The organism is Nocardia sp. NPDC060249 (assembly GCF_042728755.1).
Lineage (GTDB): Bacteria > Actinomycetota > Actinomycetes > Mycobacteriales > Mycobacteriaceae > Nocardia.
The window spans coordinates 1-13,516 of the sequence record NZ_JBHXAQ010000020.1; the positions used below are offsets into that span (position 1 = coordinate 1).

Sequence of the window (13,516 nt, forward strand, 5' to 3'; positions counted from 1 at the left end):
CTATTATGGGCGCCGCGGGCGCCGCTTGACCGCGGCCCGGCGGGGCCCCCGGCCTGGCCCCGTTGCTTGCTCCTTCGTCGCCTACGCAACGGCGCCTGACCGGCGACCCGGCCGCGAACCGGCCACTGCGTGGCCGACCCTCCCTAGGGGTCGGGGGTGGGGTTGGCTACCGTCATGGCGTGTCGCAATCAGTTGAACCGTCCGCTGTTCCCTTCATGTCGAAGGTGATAGCGGGGTTGCGGCAGGGGGCGGCGTTCCTTGTTGTCGGGGCTATCGGGTTTCTCGTTGATGCGGGGACCTACAACCTGTTGGTGTTCTGGGGTGGGGGATTCTCGCTCTCCGAAGGTGTGCTGTATCACTCCCCGCTGGTCGCCAAGATCATCGCGATCGTGGTGGCGACGGTGGTCACCTACTTCGGGAACAAGTGGTGGACCTACTCGCACCGCAAGTCCGGCAGCCCCGTTCGGGAATATCTTCTGTACGCGATCGTCAATGTCGTAGCGATCCTCCTGCAACTCGGCTGCCTCGGCTTTTCCCGTTATGTCCTCGATCTGTCGTCACCGCTGGCGGACAACATTTCCGCCACGGTGATCGGGCAGACCATGGCGGTCGTATTCCGCTATTGGGCCTACAGCAAATTCGTTTTCACCGGCTCATCGGCAAGTGATGAGCAACACGCGCGGAGTGCGGCAACTCCTCACTGACGACGCGAGGGTGGCGCGTGATTGATATCCTCGCCCCGCCCGCCGCGACGCCCACCTTTTACGTGACTCCCTGCGCCGGCGCAGTCGATACCGAGAATTTCGAGGACTTCATGGAGCAGTCGGCTACCAAAGCCGTGACCGAATCGAACGATCGGCGCGAGGCCGCGCCCGCATCGCTGCGGGGTGAACACTCAGCGCCCGAGCGGCTCGTGCTGGCCCGAGGCATCTTCACCGGGCCGTCGGCGCGGGTGAACGACGACCTCTACGCCGTCGTCAAGGGCGGCGCCGCTGTTCGTGAACGGCACTCGTTGCACCTGCCCAAGGGCGCGACCGCGCACACCAACACCTACTTCGGCCGGTTCGCCGCCAGCTACTGGCAGCGCTGGACCACTGTCACCGAGGTGACGGTGGGTGCGCAGCTGGTGGTCGCCGACAAGGCGAACGTGCGGCTGGTCGCCTCCGATATCGCCGGGCACCGCCGGATCATCGCCTCGCTGGTGGCGACCAGCAGCGGGTTCGTCTCGCTGACGGCACCGCTGGATCAGTACGTCGACGGTGGCGCGTTGTGGCTCGAGTTCGACGCCATCGGGGGCGAACTCGACATCACCGAACTGGCCTGGACCGCGCAGGCTCCCGAGAAGGTGCGCCCGGTCGCCATCGCGATCTGCACCTTCAACCGGGCCGAGGACTGCGCGCACACCGTCGCCGCGCTGGCCTCGGACGCGACAGTGCTGGCCGCGATCGACGCGGTGTACGTCGTCGACCAGGGCACCGACCTGGTCGAGGATCGCCCGCTGTTCCAGCAGGTCCGCCCCGATTTCGGCGATAAGCTGCGCTACATCCGCCAGCCGAACCTCGGCGGCGCGGGCGGATTCACCCGCGGCCTCTACGAGGTGTCGGCGGCCAACGAGCACGCCGACGTCATCCTGATGGACGACGACATCCTCTGCGAGCCCGAGACCGTGCTGCGCCTGCAGGCGTTCGCCAACCTCACCGTCGAACCGACCCTGGTCGGCGCGCAGATGCTGTTCCTGCTCAACCCCGACTACCTCAATGTCGGCGCGGAGGAGGTGCACCTGCACGAGCTCAAGCACGGCCAGAAGGTGCCCAAGGCGCTGCGCAACACCTCCATGCTCAAGAAGAACCAGGAGCGCCGGGTCGACGCGGGCTACAACGCCTGGTGGACCTGCCTGATCCCGGCCGAGGTGGTGTCGAAGATCGGGCTGCCGGTGCCGATCTTCTTCCAGTGGGACGACGTCGAGTACGGCATCCGCGCGCGCGAGCACGGTTTCGTCACCGTCACGCTGCCCAACGCCGCGGTCTGGCACGCGGACTTCTACTGGAAGGACTACGACGACTGGGCGCGGTACTTCTCCACCCGTAACTCGCTCATCGTCGGCGCCCTGCACACCGATCTCGACGGCAAGGCGATCACGCGCGAGTTCTTCCGCTACATCGCCGAGCACCTGGTCGGCATGCAGTACGGCCTGGTGCACACCACCCTGCAGGGCATCGAGGACTTCCTGAAGGGCCCGAAGGCGTTGCGCGACGGCGGAATCGACGCACTCGCCGCCGCCCGCAGCACCCGCAACGACTACCCCGAAACCATCAAGCACCCCGCGGCCACCCCGCCGGTGAACTCCGCCGACATCTCCGTGCGCCGGGCAGGCGGCGAACCGAGCCGCACCACCCTGGTGCTGATCAAGCGCGCCATCACCCAGTGGACCGGCCGCACGCAGCCCGGCCTGATCGGGGTCACTCGGGAGGACGCGCACTGGTGGCACATCGGCCTGTTCGATCACGTGGTCGTCACCGACGCCTCACAGTCGGGCGTGCGGGTGCGTCGCCGGGACAAGGCTCGCGCGCGCGCTCTGCTCATTCGCGCCTACCGCACCCTGCGCAAGCTCCGTAAGGAACTCCCGGCGTTGCAGGCCGAATACCGCAGGGCGGTACCGGAACTCACGAGCCGGGAGAACTGGGCGCGGCTGTACGGCATCGACCCGAGCTGACCGGTGACTCGTTTCGTTCGGCCCGCCTCCGCGTCCGACGCGGAGGCGGCCGCCGGACTGCTGGCCGAGCTGCACGCGCATTTCGAGGTGCACCGCCCGGCCGACATCGTGCGGCGTGCGCGGCGGGTGGCCGAGGAGGCCGGGCGAGCGATGCTGCTGATCGTCGAGGACGAAACACCGCTCGGTTTCGCGACCTATGATCTGTCCCTTCCGGACAAGGGGTGGGCGGGCGCTCTACGGATCTCGGAGTTCCTGATCACCGAGTCGGCGCGCGGCACCGGTGCGGGCGCGGCCCTGCTCCGCGCCATCCAGGAGAGAGCGAGCGCCGCGGGTGTAGCGGTGAGCGAGCCGAACCAGGCAGACCCGGATGTGTTCACGACCGTGGAGCGCTACATCGGCTCCCATGTCATCGATTTCGCCTACGAGCGGACTCGAGCGGGGCACTGGTCGTCGCTGCGCGCCGAAGCCGCGGAAAAGGGCTGGCCCGAACCACAACTCAACGACCTGTGGCACACCGAACTTCACGACGATCCCGAGCCCGGCCACCTCTACGCCGAGGGTGAGGTGCCGTTCATCCTGCTGCCCGACGGCCGCGTGGTCACCGCGCGATTCCGGACGATCTATGTCAAGGAATACCTCGGTCACGGCCCGGAGAACCGCTGGACGCTGGCGCTGTCCGGCAGTGAGTTGCGCTCGGTGGGCGGGCTGGAGATCGACGACAGCTGGTCCCGTGCGGAGAACCGTCCCGCGCTCGCGGTGACCATGGACGACGGCCGGTTCATGGTGAATTACTCCTACTACGCCAGCCATCACTTCGGCTCCGACTCCGGCACCATCGACTACATCATCGATCCGGCCGAGGCCACCGTGTCCCCTCGCGCACACGTCACCTTCGAACCGGATTAGCGAGACCATCAGGCACTGACGCAGTTCGGCTTTCGGCTGTTGTCCGTCAGTGCCTGATGATCAACTACTCGGGTTCAGTGGCGGCCGCGTTCGCGGTACTGCTTGCGGTGCTGTTTGGAGATGTCGCGCCAGACCCGTTCGCGTTCGGCGGCCAGGCGTTTGTCGGTGCGCGCGGCCATCCACTCGTTCTCCTTGGCCAGCTTGCGATAGCTGGTCAGCCTGCGCTCGGCGAGAGTGCCGTCGGCGAGGGCGGCCCGGACCGCGCAGCCGGGTTCGGTCTCGTGGGCGCAATCGGCGAAACGGCAATCGGCAGCGAGGGATTCGATGTCGCTGAAGGTCTTGCCGATGCCGTCGGCGGCGTCGTAGAGGCCGATGCCGCGCAAACCGGGAGTGTCGATGAGCGTGCCGCCGCCGGGCAGCGGTCGCAGCTCGCGGTGCACAGTGGTGTGGCGGCCTTTGCCGTCCACCGCGCGAACCGCGTTGGTGGCGAACACTTCCGCGCCCAGCAGTGCGTTGGCGAGGGTGGATTTGCCCGCGCCGGACGGCCCGATCAGGGCGACGGTGCCACTGAGCACCGCGGTGAGCACGTCGAGACCGACCGCGACGGCGGCACTCACCGCGACCACCGTGGCGCCGGGCGCGACCGCGCGCACCTCGTCGAGCGGAAGATAGTCCGCCGCATCGGCTTTGGTGAGCACGACAACCGGCTGGGCATTGCTCTCCCAGGCCAGCGCGAGCATCCGTTCGATCCGCCCCAGATCCACATCGCCATCGGCGGCCGAGCAGATCAGCACGGTATCCACATTGGTGGCCAGCACCTGGGCCACCGAGCGCCCGGACACCGACGATCGCATGATCGCCGAGCGTCGTGGGAGCAGCCGGCGCACGGTGCCTTCGGCATCGAGCCCGACCCAGTCGCCGGTGCACAGCCCGGTGATGTCGCGCGGGCAGGCGGCTCGCGCCGGACCGCGCGGGGTCACCACATCGCATTCGCTGCGGTCCATCCGCACGATGCGGGCAGGTGCGAGATCGCCGAGCAGCGGCAGATATTCAGAAGCTACGGCTTCGGTCCAGCCGTAAGGGACGAGCAGGTCGTAGTCGACCATGAGGGGGAATCCTTCGTCGGGTGCCGAACCCGAACGACGGGTTCAGCGAGTAGGGGTGATGTCCGGAGCAACCTGGGCGGGCGCGCAATCGCGCCCCCCGGCCACGGCAATCCACACGTGTGTACTCACGGACATCCACCTCCTCTCCAACGTTCGACCACTACTGTGCCCGACCACGCCGACACCCGGCAACTCATTTTCCGTGTGCTGTCGCGCGGCCCGATGACGGCACGCCTTACGGCACGAAGACTTCGGTCGTCTGGGGGATGTTGGGCTTGTCGGTGCGGACCGTGACCTGGACCCGACCGGGGCCGGTGTTCGCGATCACGTCCTGGACCGGGTAGGTGCTGGTGCTGGTGGCCGGGACGAAGCGGGTCACCGAGCCGGTGGCGCCGCTGTCCAGGTTCTTCCAGTCGACGACCACGTTCACATCGCATGCCAGCACGGTGGGCGCCCAGTTGCCGAGTGGGGAGAAGCCCTGCGAGACGCGCAGGGCGATGCTGTGGGTGGCGCCGGGCGCCACGCTCGGAGAATTGAGTGGTCCGTCGAACGCGGTGCCCGCCACGTTCAGGATGCCGACGCAGACACCGTTGCCGAGGGTCGCCACCGGCGCGGTCCTGACTTCGTTCATCACGCAGGAGCGCGGGCCGACGTTGGACCAGCCCAACTGGCAGGTGTCGTCCGCCTGGGCGGTGCCGGGTGCGGCGAGACAGAGCGCGGCGCCGGCGAGCACGGTCGCCGCGGCGGAGGCAAAACTCTTTGCGAAGGTCACGTTTCGCATCGTAAGACCGAACCGCCGATTGTTGCCAGAGGGAACTACCCCCTATTTTCGGGGGCTAGTCGGGTTTACCGAAGTGCTCGTTGCGGCCCAGCGACCGCAGCCGGAACCATTCCTTGAGACCGGCCGGGTCGCGGCGGGTCACCAGGAAGAACCAGGAGAATCGGATCCATTCCTGCGGCAACAGCTTGCGCATACCGGGCTGCGACATCAGGTAGCCGCGATTGCGGTAGGTGAAGTAGCGCTTCACCGGGTCGTCCGGGTACTGGGTGTGCATCCGCCCGCCCAGGATCGGCTTGAATTCTTCGGCGCCATTGGGATGCAGGTAGGCGGTCTGCAAGCAGGTGCCGAATGGCAGCCCGGAGCGGACAAGGCGGCGATGCACCTCCACCTCGTCGCCACGCACGAACAGCCGCAGGTCGGGCACGCCGATCAGGTCGACGGCCTTCGCCGAGATCAGCGCGCCGTTGAACAGCGACGCGATGCCGGGCAGGAAGTCCTCGTCGCCGAGCTCCGAACGCAGCCGCCGCCACACCACGCCGCGGCGCAGCGGGAACGCGAGACGGTCCGGCTCGTCGATATCGCACACCACCGGCGACACCTCGACCAGGTTGTGCCTGCGCGCGCAATCGATCAGCGTCGCCAGCACTTCGGGGCCGTCGGGGCGGCCGTCGTCATCGGCCAGCCACACCCAATCCGCGCCCTGGGTGAGCGCGTGCAGCATGCCGAGCGCGAAACCGCCCGCGCCGCCGAGGTTGTGGCGTGAACCCAGGTAGGTGGCCTCGATCGGCTGCTGGGCGACCAGCTCGGCCACCGCGTCCTCGTTGGCGTTGTCGACGACGATCAGGTGGTCGACCGGCCGCGTCTGCGAGGCGAGCACTTTCAGCGACTCGGCGAGCAGTTCGCGACGCTTGTGGGTGACGACCACCGCGATGATCCGCGCGGTGGGACCGGTCTCGGTCGTGATGTCGGCGGGTTCGGCGCCGGGGGGCAGTTCCGCATCGTCGGGCAGCACCACCGCGGGCAGCGCGTCGTCGGGCAGCACGGCGGCGGGTTCGACGGGTGCCGGAGTCGCCTCGAGCCGGTCGGTCATGCTGAACCCACCCGGCACGGCAGCCGGGGCAGCCTCGTCACGTTGACCGCTCATACCTGATTCTGCTCCAGCTTCTTCTCGCCCGCCGCGCCGAGTGCGCCCTCGGTTTCCAGATCACGCAGCACCTGTGCCACGTGATTACCCGCCTCGGGCCCTTCATACGCTCGCACAACGTCCTCGATCCCGCCCTGTTCGCGGATCTGACCGTGGTCGATCCACATCGCGGTATCGCAGAGCTGGGCGAGGAATTCGTTGGAATGGCTGGCGAACACCAGGATGCCCGACCGCGCGACCAGCGATTGCAGCCGCGTGCGGGCTTTCTTCATGAACTCCGCGTCGACCGCGCCGATGCCCTCGTCGAGCAGCAGGATCTCGGGATCGATCGAGGTGACCACACCCATCGCCAGCCGCACCCGCATGCCGGTGGAGTAGGTGCGCAGCGGCATCGACAGGTACTCACCGAGCTCGGTGAAGTCGGCGATCTCGTCGATCTTGGCCATCATCTGCTTGCGCGTCTGCCCGAGGAACAGGCCGCGGATGATGATGTTCTCGTAGCCGGAGATCTCCGGATCCATGCCGACCCCGAGGTCGAACACCGGAGCCACGCGACCGCGGATGCGCGCACTGCCGCGCGAGGGTTCGTAGATGCCCGAGAGCAGGCGCAGCAGCGTCGACTTGCCCGCGCCGTTGTGGCCGACCAGCCCGACCCGGTCGCCTTCCTTGAGCGAGAGGTTGATGTCGCGCAGCGCCTCGACCACCACCACATCGGAGCTGTTGCGCCCGATCGCGCCACCCGCCTTGCCGAGGAACGCCTTCTTCAGCGACCGCGACTTGGCGTCGAAGATCGGGAACTCGACCCACGCCTCATGGGTTTCGATACTCACACGGCTCATCGAGAACTGCTCCTAAACCCAGTACGGGACGCGGGCACGGTACTGCTTGAGCGCCAGGATCGCGACGGCCCAGCCGACGACGGTGATCGCACCGACGATCGCCCAGTGATGCCACTGCGACGGCTCACCGAGCAGGGGAGCGCGCACGATCTCCAGGTAGTGATAGGTGGGGATGATCTCGAGGAGCTTGGCGCGGTCGCCCGCCCCGCCGACCGAGTTCTCCAGCGCCTTCGTCGACCACATCACCGGGGTCAGCACGAACAGCATCAGCGTCATCGAGCCCAGGATCGGGGCGATATCGCGGTAGCGGGTGGAGAAGATGCCGAAGACGATCGTCACCCACATGGCGTTGAGGAACAGCAGCAGGATCGCGGGGAACACCAGCAGGAACGACAGATCCAGATCGCGCCAGATCGAGAACGCCACCACCAGCAGCGCGTAGATCGCCGCATTGTGGATGAAGAAGAGGAACTGCCGCCACACCAGGCGATACACGTGCACGCTCAGCGCCGAGGGCAACTGTTTGATCAGTCCCTCGTTGGCGATGAACACATCGGAGCCCTCGAGAATGGAGGCACTGATGACGTTCCACACGATCAGGCCGACGGTCACATACGGCAGGTACTCGCTGATCGGCTGATCCAGCAGCGTCGAATACAGCAGACCCATCGCCAGCGCCTGCAAACCGGTCGCGATGGTGATCCAGAACGGACCGAGCACCGACCGGCGGTAGCGCTGCTTGATGTCCTGCCAGCCCAGCGACAACCACAGCTCACGCTGGTGCAGACCGTCGCGCATGTCCTTGAACGCACGCCCGAAGGTCTGCGAATCCGACACCATCGGCGTCTTCACCAGCAGCGGCGCATCGGTGGTGTGCTCGGCGGCGGCGACTTCGGCTAGCTCGGCGTCGGCGGGAATGTCGTCAGAATGCACGGGGCTCTCTTCGGTACGCACGTCACCCTCATCGGAGACCGATTCGGGGCGAGCGGCAGCGGCGGGCACGGTCCCCGACCTTACAGTGTTCCTTTCCGGCTGGCGCCGGGTGTTCGCGGCCCCGGGGGGCCTCGATCTTCCCTCCCTCCGGGTACTTCTTCGTCGCACCCTCCGGTCAGTCCAGATCGAGGCGGGCCGCGAACAAGAGAGTCGGGGGTTTACAGGTACTGGCCGCCGCCCACATGGCCGCCTGGCTTGGTGTCCGCCGCGTGCATCCCGGGCGGCAGCGCACCCTGGCGCATCTGCTCCAGCTGGGCGCGCGCGGCCATCTGCTGGGCGAACAGCGCGGTCTGGATGCCGTGGAACAGGCCCTCCAGCCAGCCGACGAGCTGAGCCTGAGCGATGCGCAGTTCCGCGTCCGAGGGCACCGAGTCGTCGGTGAACGGGAGGGTGAGGCGTTCGAGTTCCTCGCGCAGTTCCGGGGCGAGGCCCTGCTCGAGCTCGCGGACCGAGGACTTGTGGATCTCCTTGAGGCGCGAGCGGCTGGCATCGTCCAGCGGTGCGGCGCGAACCTCTTCGAGCAGCTGCTTGATCATCGTGCCGATGCGCATCACCTTGGCGGGCTGCTCCACCATGTCCGTCAGCGACTCGGCCGACTCGCTCGCGGCCTTCTCGTCGTCGGGCACGACCTGTGCGGTGAACGCGGACGCGCTGTCGGCGTCGGCGGGCACGGTCAGTGGACGGCCGTCGGGACCGATCACGACGATGGATTCGGGGACATCCTCCGAGTGCGTCATATCCCCATCATTGCGTGTGCGCCGGGTTCGCGCTAAAACCCCCACGCGGTTACCCCGGGAGGCCCCCTGCCCTTAAAGTGGCCACCATGACTTATGACGTCGCGAGGGTTCGGGGCCTGATACCGTCCCTGGGCGACGGCTGGATCCATCTGGACCCGCAGGCGGGGATGCTGGTTCCCGATTCGGTATCTCGTGCCGTCTCAACGGGTTTCCGCACCTCCTCGTTTTCCCACATCGGCCGCCACGGCGCGGCCTCGCGCAGCGGCGCGATCCTCGACGCCGCACGGGAAGCTGTCGCCGATCTGGTCGGTGGAGATCCGGCCGGCGTCGTCCTCGGTCCCGATCGCGCGGTACTGCTGGCCTGGCTGGCCGAATCGCTGAGCTCACGGCTCGGCCTCGGCACCGGCATCGTGCTCTCCCGGTTGGACGACGAGGCCAATGTCGCCCCGTGGCTGCGCATCGCCAACCGCTACGGCGCGCACGTGCGCTGGGCCGAGGTGGAGATCGAGACCTGTGAGATGCCGTCGTGGCAGTTCGAGGAGCTGATCGGGCCGACCGCGCGTTTGGTGGCGCTCACCGCCGCGTCACCGATCGTCGGTTCGGCGCCCGGTGTCCGGGTGGCCGCCGATCGCGTCCACGACGTGGGCGGATTGCTGGTGGCCGACGCGTTCGGCGCGGCGCCGTACGCGCTGATCGACATCGACGAACTCAATGCCGACGTGGTCGCGCTGAGCGCGCCGTCGTGGGGCGGCCCGCAGGTGGGTGCGCTGGTTTTCCGCGACCCGGCGTTCCTCGACCGCATCCCGTCGATGTCGCTCAACCCCTATGCCAAGGGTGCTGAACGCCTCGAAGTGGGCGGGCATCAGTACGCGCTGCTGGCCGGGCTCACCGAGTCGATCGACTTCCTCGCCGGACTCGACGAGCGCGCCACCGGCACCCGCCGTGAACGCCTCGAGATGTCGATCACCTCGCTGCAGGACTATCACGACCAGCTCTTCGACCACCTCATGCAGGTGCTGGAGAAGGTCGACAACCTCACCGTGATCGGCCGGGCCTCCACCCGTATCCCGACGGTCAGTTTCACGATGGCCGGGATGCAGGCGGAGAAGGTGGCGGCCAAGCTGGCCGACGCCAGGATCGGCACGGTCAGCGGGGTGCACGGCGGCAGCAGGCTGCTCGACGCGCTGGGGGTGAACGACGAGGGCGGTGCGGTGACGATCGGGCTCGCGCCCTATACGACCCGCTACGAGATCGACCAGCTCGGCCGCGCCCTCGGCGCCCTCGAATAGGGTGCGCTAGTCGCGAATCCGCAGGATCACCTTGCCGAAGGTCTGCGAGTCGTCGAGCAGCTCGTGCGCGCGGGCGGCCTCGGTGATCGGCAGCTCGGTGGAGATCACCGGCACGATCTCGCCCGCGGCCACCCGCGGCCACAGGTGTGTGTGGACCGCCGCGATGATCTCGGCCTTGCTCCCCGGCCCCGAGCGTGGACGGCTGCGCACGTTGGTCGCCGCGACGGTGCCCCATTTACGCAGCAGTGCGGCGATATTCAGCGTTCCGCTCACACCGCCCTGCATCCCGATCACCACCAGCTGCCCAAAGGGTGCGAGCGCCTCCACATTCCGTTCCAGGTACTTCGCACCCATGTTGTCGAGAATCACGTCGGCCCCACCCTGATCCGCGACCGCCGCGACGAAGTCGTCGGTCCGGTAGTTGATCAAGATCTCCGCCCCCAGCTCGGCGCACTTGGTCAGCTTCGCGTCCGACCCGGCCGTCACCGCGACCCGCGCCCCGAGGCCGCGCGCCACCTGGATCGCGTGCGTCCCGATCCCGCCACCGCCACCGTGGATCAACACCAGCTGCCCCGAGCCGAGCCCCGCCGTCATCACCAGGTTCGACCACACCGTCGCGGCCACCTCCGGCAACCCCGCGGCCGCGACAGCGTCCATCCCGTCCGGAATCGGCAACAGCTGCGTCGCGGGCACCGCCACGAACTGGGCGTACCCACCCCCCGCCAGCAACGCGCACACCCGATCCCCGACCTGCCAGTCCACAACCCCCGCCCCCACCTGCACAATCGTGCCCGAACACTCCAACCCGAGGATCGAACTCGCATCCGCCGGCGGCGGATAGAACCCCCTCCGCTGCATCACGTCGGCCCGATTGACCCCCGCCGCGACAACTTCCACCACTACTTCGCCGGGCCCTGGCTCCGGATCGACCGCCACGGTCCACTCCATGACCTCCGGCCCGCCGAACCCGTTCAGCTCAATCGCGTACATGACCCCAATCCTCTCCCCACACCCCGCCGGTAGCCAGAACCCCGCGCCCCCATGTCGCCCACAGTTCGCGCCGGCGCGAGACAACCCGGCCCAGGTCCGCCCAGACTTGCGAAAGGCCGGATCACGTCAGCTACCATCCTTCCCAGGGAGACGTGGCAGAGCGGCCGAATGCACTCGCCTTGAAAGCGAGCATGGGTAACACCATCGGGGGTTCAAATCCCTCCGTCTCCGCCAAAAACCCCGCAGGTCGGCCAAGGGGTGTCGTGCATCGAACCAGTTGGCCTGTCGGTCAGGTCAGGTCGGGCCGTTGGCCGTTCGGAAGGTTTCGATTTCTTCGGCTCGGGTGCTGACCCATTCCAGGAGTCCGTGGAGCTTGTCGGCTGCCTCGTGGCCGATCGGTGTCAGGGCGTAGGAAACCTGTGGGGGCACTGTGGGTTCGACGGTGCGCTCGACCAGGCCGTAGTCGGTGAAGGTGCGCAGGTTCTGCGACAGCATCTTCTCGCTGATGCTGCCGATTCGGTCACGCAGGACGTGGTATCGCATCGAGCCGTCGAGGAGCGCGGCCAGGATCAGGACGCCCCAGCGGCTGGTGACTTTGCCGAGGATGGCGTGGGCCGGACACTCTTTGTCGAATACGTCACGTCGATCGAGTGTGGACTGGTCGCTGTCCGGGACTCCTACCACCATGTCATGAGCTTACCTATCGGTATGGCCTTTCCATTGGTAAGTCCCCTTCGTACGGTTGGCCCATGGATGTCAACGGGGTTCTGGTGATCGGGGCGACCGGTCATGTCGGCGGTCAGGTGGCGGCGCAGCTCGCCGTGGGCGGAACGCGGGTGCGGGCATTGGCTCGCGACCCGCGCGCCGCGTCGCTACCCCCGGATATCGAAGTGGTGCAGGGGGATCTGACCGCCCCGGACACCCTGGACAGCGCACTCGACGGCATCGACGCGGTGTACCTGACCTGGCCGATGCTGTCGGCGGAGATCGCGGAGCAGGTCGTCGCCCGTATCGCCGAACGCGCGCGCCGCATCGTCCTGCTCTCCTCCGCCGCGGTCCGCGACGAACTCGACGAGCAGGTCCACCCGATCGGCCGCGCACACGCGGTCATCGAGCAGCCGATCACCGAATCGTCACTGGAATGGACCTTCTTGCGGCCCGGTGGTTTCGCCACCAACACTGTCGAATGGGCACCGCAGATCCGCGCGGGCGACGTCGTGCGCGGCGCGTACGGTGCCGCCGCGATGCCCCTGCTGCACGAGGCGGATATCGCCGCGGTCGCGGTGCGCGCACTGACCACCGCCGGGCACGCCGGGGCGAAGTACACCCTGACCGGCCCGGCCGCGCTGAGCCGGATCGACCAGGTCGAAGCGATCGGCGCCGCGCTCGGCCGCACGCTGGTGTGGGAGGAGATTAGCCCCGAAGAGGCGATGGCGCACATGGGTTGGCTCCCACCCGACATCGCCCGCGTGGTGCTGCGCGGACTCGCCGGCCTCGTCGACACCCCGGGCACGGTGACCTCCACCGTGCACGACATCACCGGGTCGCCTGCCCGCGACTATCGCCGATGGGCAGCCGATCACGTCGCCGATTTCCGCTGACTACTCCTCGTCCCACGCCTGGATCGACGTCTGGTCGACGATGCGACCGTCGCGCAGGTTCGCCATCGAGTGGGCGAGCACGCGGGTGCCGTCCGGGTAGCGGCACGATTCCACGAAGGCGATGTGGTCGCCGTCGATCAGGACGCTGTCGAGCGAGTGCGTCATCTCCCTGGCGCACACGTCGTCGAACATTGCGCTGATCGCCGAGCGGCCGTGCATCACCCGTGGATGGCTCGGCTGATCGCGGTGGTCGACCATGCGGATCTCGGCGTCGTCGCTGTAAAGCGTCAGCAGTGTTGCGGCATCACGGCTTTCGATTCCGCGGCGCAGTGCGTCGGCATCGAATCCCGAACTGGATGCGGTGCTCATCGGGGGCTCCCTCGCTCGTCGAAACGAGCCGGACCAGGGCGATTCGGC

Annotated in this window: 14 protein-coding genes and 1 tRNA gene; 6 read left to right on the forward strand and 9 right to left on the reverse strand. The window is 67.7% G+C overall.

The features are described from left to right. The first annotated feature begins 179 nt into the window (after positions 1-179). The 3 genes from ACFWFP_RS32990 to ACFWFP_RS33000 all read left to right on the forward strand — a co-directional run bounded on the left by ACFWFP_RS32990 (position 180) and on the right by ACFWFP_RS33000 (position 3,619). On the forward strand, positions 180-704 hold the full coding sequence (locus ACFWFP_RS32990) for a GtrA family protein (protein WP_379301693.1): 525 nt from the start codon (positions 180-182) through the stop codon (positions 702-704). 110 nt (positions 705-814) lie between these two features. Continuing rightward, positions 815-2,713, forward strand: a complete 1,899-nt coding sequence (locus ACFWFP_RS32995) for a glycosyltransferase (protein ID WP_379301790.1) — start codon at positions 815-817, stop codon at positions 2,711-2,713. 3 nt (positions 2,714-2,716) lie between these two features. Next, on the forward strand, positions 2,717-3,619 hold the full coding sequence (locus ACFWFP_RS33000) for a GNAT family N-acetyltransferase (protein WP_379301695.1): 903 nt from the start codon (positions 2,717-2,719) through the stop codon (positions 3,617-3,619). A 74-nt stretch (positions 3,620-3,693) separates the two neighbouring features. On the opposite strand, the gene rsgA is transcribed toward ACFWFP_RS33000, so the two are convergent. The 6 genes from rsgA to ACFWFP_RS33030 all read right to left on the reverse strand — a co-directional run bounded on the left by rsgA (position 3,694) and on the right by ACFWFP_RS33030 (position 9,219). Further along, positions 3,694-4,725, reverse strand: coding sequence for a ribosome small subunit-dependent GTPase A (gene rsgA, locus ACFWFP_RS33005; protein ID WP_379301697.1), 1,032 nt, complete (start codon positions 4,723-4,725; stop codon positions 3,694-3,696). A 235-nt stretch (positions 4,726-4,960) separates the two neighbouring features. Beyond that, on the reverse strand, positions 4,961-5,497 hold the full coding sequence (locus ACFWFP_RS33010) for a hypothetical protein (RefSeq protein WP_379301699.1): 537 nt from the start codon (positions 5,495-5,497) through the stop codon (positions 4,961-4,963). 64 nt (positions 5,498-5,561) lie between these two features. Further along, positions 5,562-6,650, reverse strand: coding sequence for a glycosyltransferase (locus ACFWFP_RS33015; RefSeq protein WP_379221961.1), 1,089 nt, complete (start codon positions 6,648-6,650; stop codon positions 5,562-5,564). Further along, on the reverse strand, positions 6,647-7,489 hold the full coding sequence (locus ACFWFP_RS33020) for an ABC transporter ATP-binding protein (RefSeq protein ID WP_378996804.1): 843 nt from the start codon (positions 7,487-7,489) through the stop codon (positions 6,647-6,649). Before ACFWFP_RS33020 ends, ACFWFP_RS33015 begins: the two co-directional genes overlap by 4 nt. Before the next feature lie 12 nt (positions 7,490-7,501). After that, complete coding sequence (locus ACFWFP_RS33025) at positions 7,502-8,329, reverse strand: ABC transporter permease (protein WP_379301792.1); 828 nt, start codon at positions 8,327-8,329, stop codon at positions 7,502-7,504. A 311-nt stretch (positions 8,330-8,640) separates the two neighbouring features. Then, entirely contained in the window at positions 8,641-9,219 is a 579-nt protein-coding gene (locus ACFWFP_RS33030; protein WP_379301701.1) for a bacterial proteasome activator family protein, read from the reverse strand. An 86-nt stretch (positions 9,220-9,305) separates the two neighbouring features. Between ACFWFP_RS33030 and ACFWFP_RS33035 the strand changes: the two genes are divergently transcribed. After that, a complete protein-coding gene (locus ACFWFP_RS33035) occupies positions 9,306-10,508 on the forward strand; it encodes a cysteine desulfurase-like protein (protein ID WP_379301703.1) in 1,203 nt (400 codons plus the stop codon). 6 nt (positions 10,509-10,514) lie between these two features. Here the strand turns inward: ACFWFP_RS33035 and ACFWFP_RS33040 are convergent, their stop codons facing one another. Further along, positions 10,515-11,498, reverse strand: a complete 984-nt coding sequence (locus ACFWFP_RS33040; protein WP_379301705.1) for an NAD(P)H-quinone oxidoreductase — start codon at positions 11,496-11,498, stop codon at positions 10,515-10,517. Positions 11,499-11,644: 146 nt separating this feature from the next. Here ACFWFP_RS33040 and ACFWFP_RS33045 point away from each other — a divergent pair. Next, a tRNA-Ser gene (locus tag ACFWFP_RS33045) sits at positions 11,645-11,732 on the forward strand. 60 nt (positions 11,733-11,792) lie between these two features. On the opposite strand, the gene ACFWFP_RS33050 is transcribed toward ACFWFP_RS33045, so the two are convergent. Continuing rightward, positions 11,793-12,185: a winged helix-turn-helix transcriptional regulator gene (locus ACFWFP_RS33050; protein ID WP_379301707.1), complete on the reverse strand. Its 393-nt coding sequence runs from the start codon at positions 12,183-12,185 to the stop codon at positions 11,793-11,795. 62 nt (positions 12,186-12,247) lie between these two features. Between ACFWFP_RS33050 and ACFWFP_RS33055 the strand changes: the two genes are divergently transcribed. Beyond that, a complete protein-coding gene (locus tag ACFWFP_RS33055) occupies positions 12,248-13,099 on the forward strand; it encodes an NAD(P)H-binding protein (protein WP_379301709.1) in 852 nt (283 codons plus the stop codon). Here the strand turns inward: ACFWFP_RS33055 and ACFWFP_RS33060 are convergent, their stop codons facing one another. Further along, positions 13,100-13,468: a nuclear transport factor 2 family protein gene (locus tag ACFWFP_RS33060; protein ID WP_379301711.1), complete on the reverse strand. Its 369-nt coding sequence runs from the start codon at positions 13,466-13,468 to the stop codon at positions 13,100-13,102. It lies immediately after the preceding gene. Positions 13,469-13,516 lie beyond the last annotated feature (48 nt).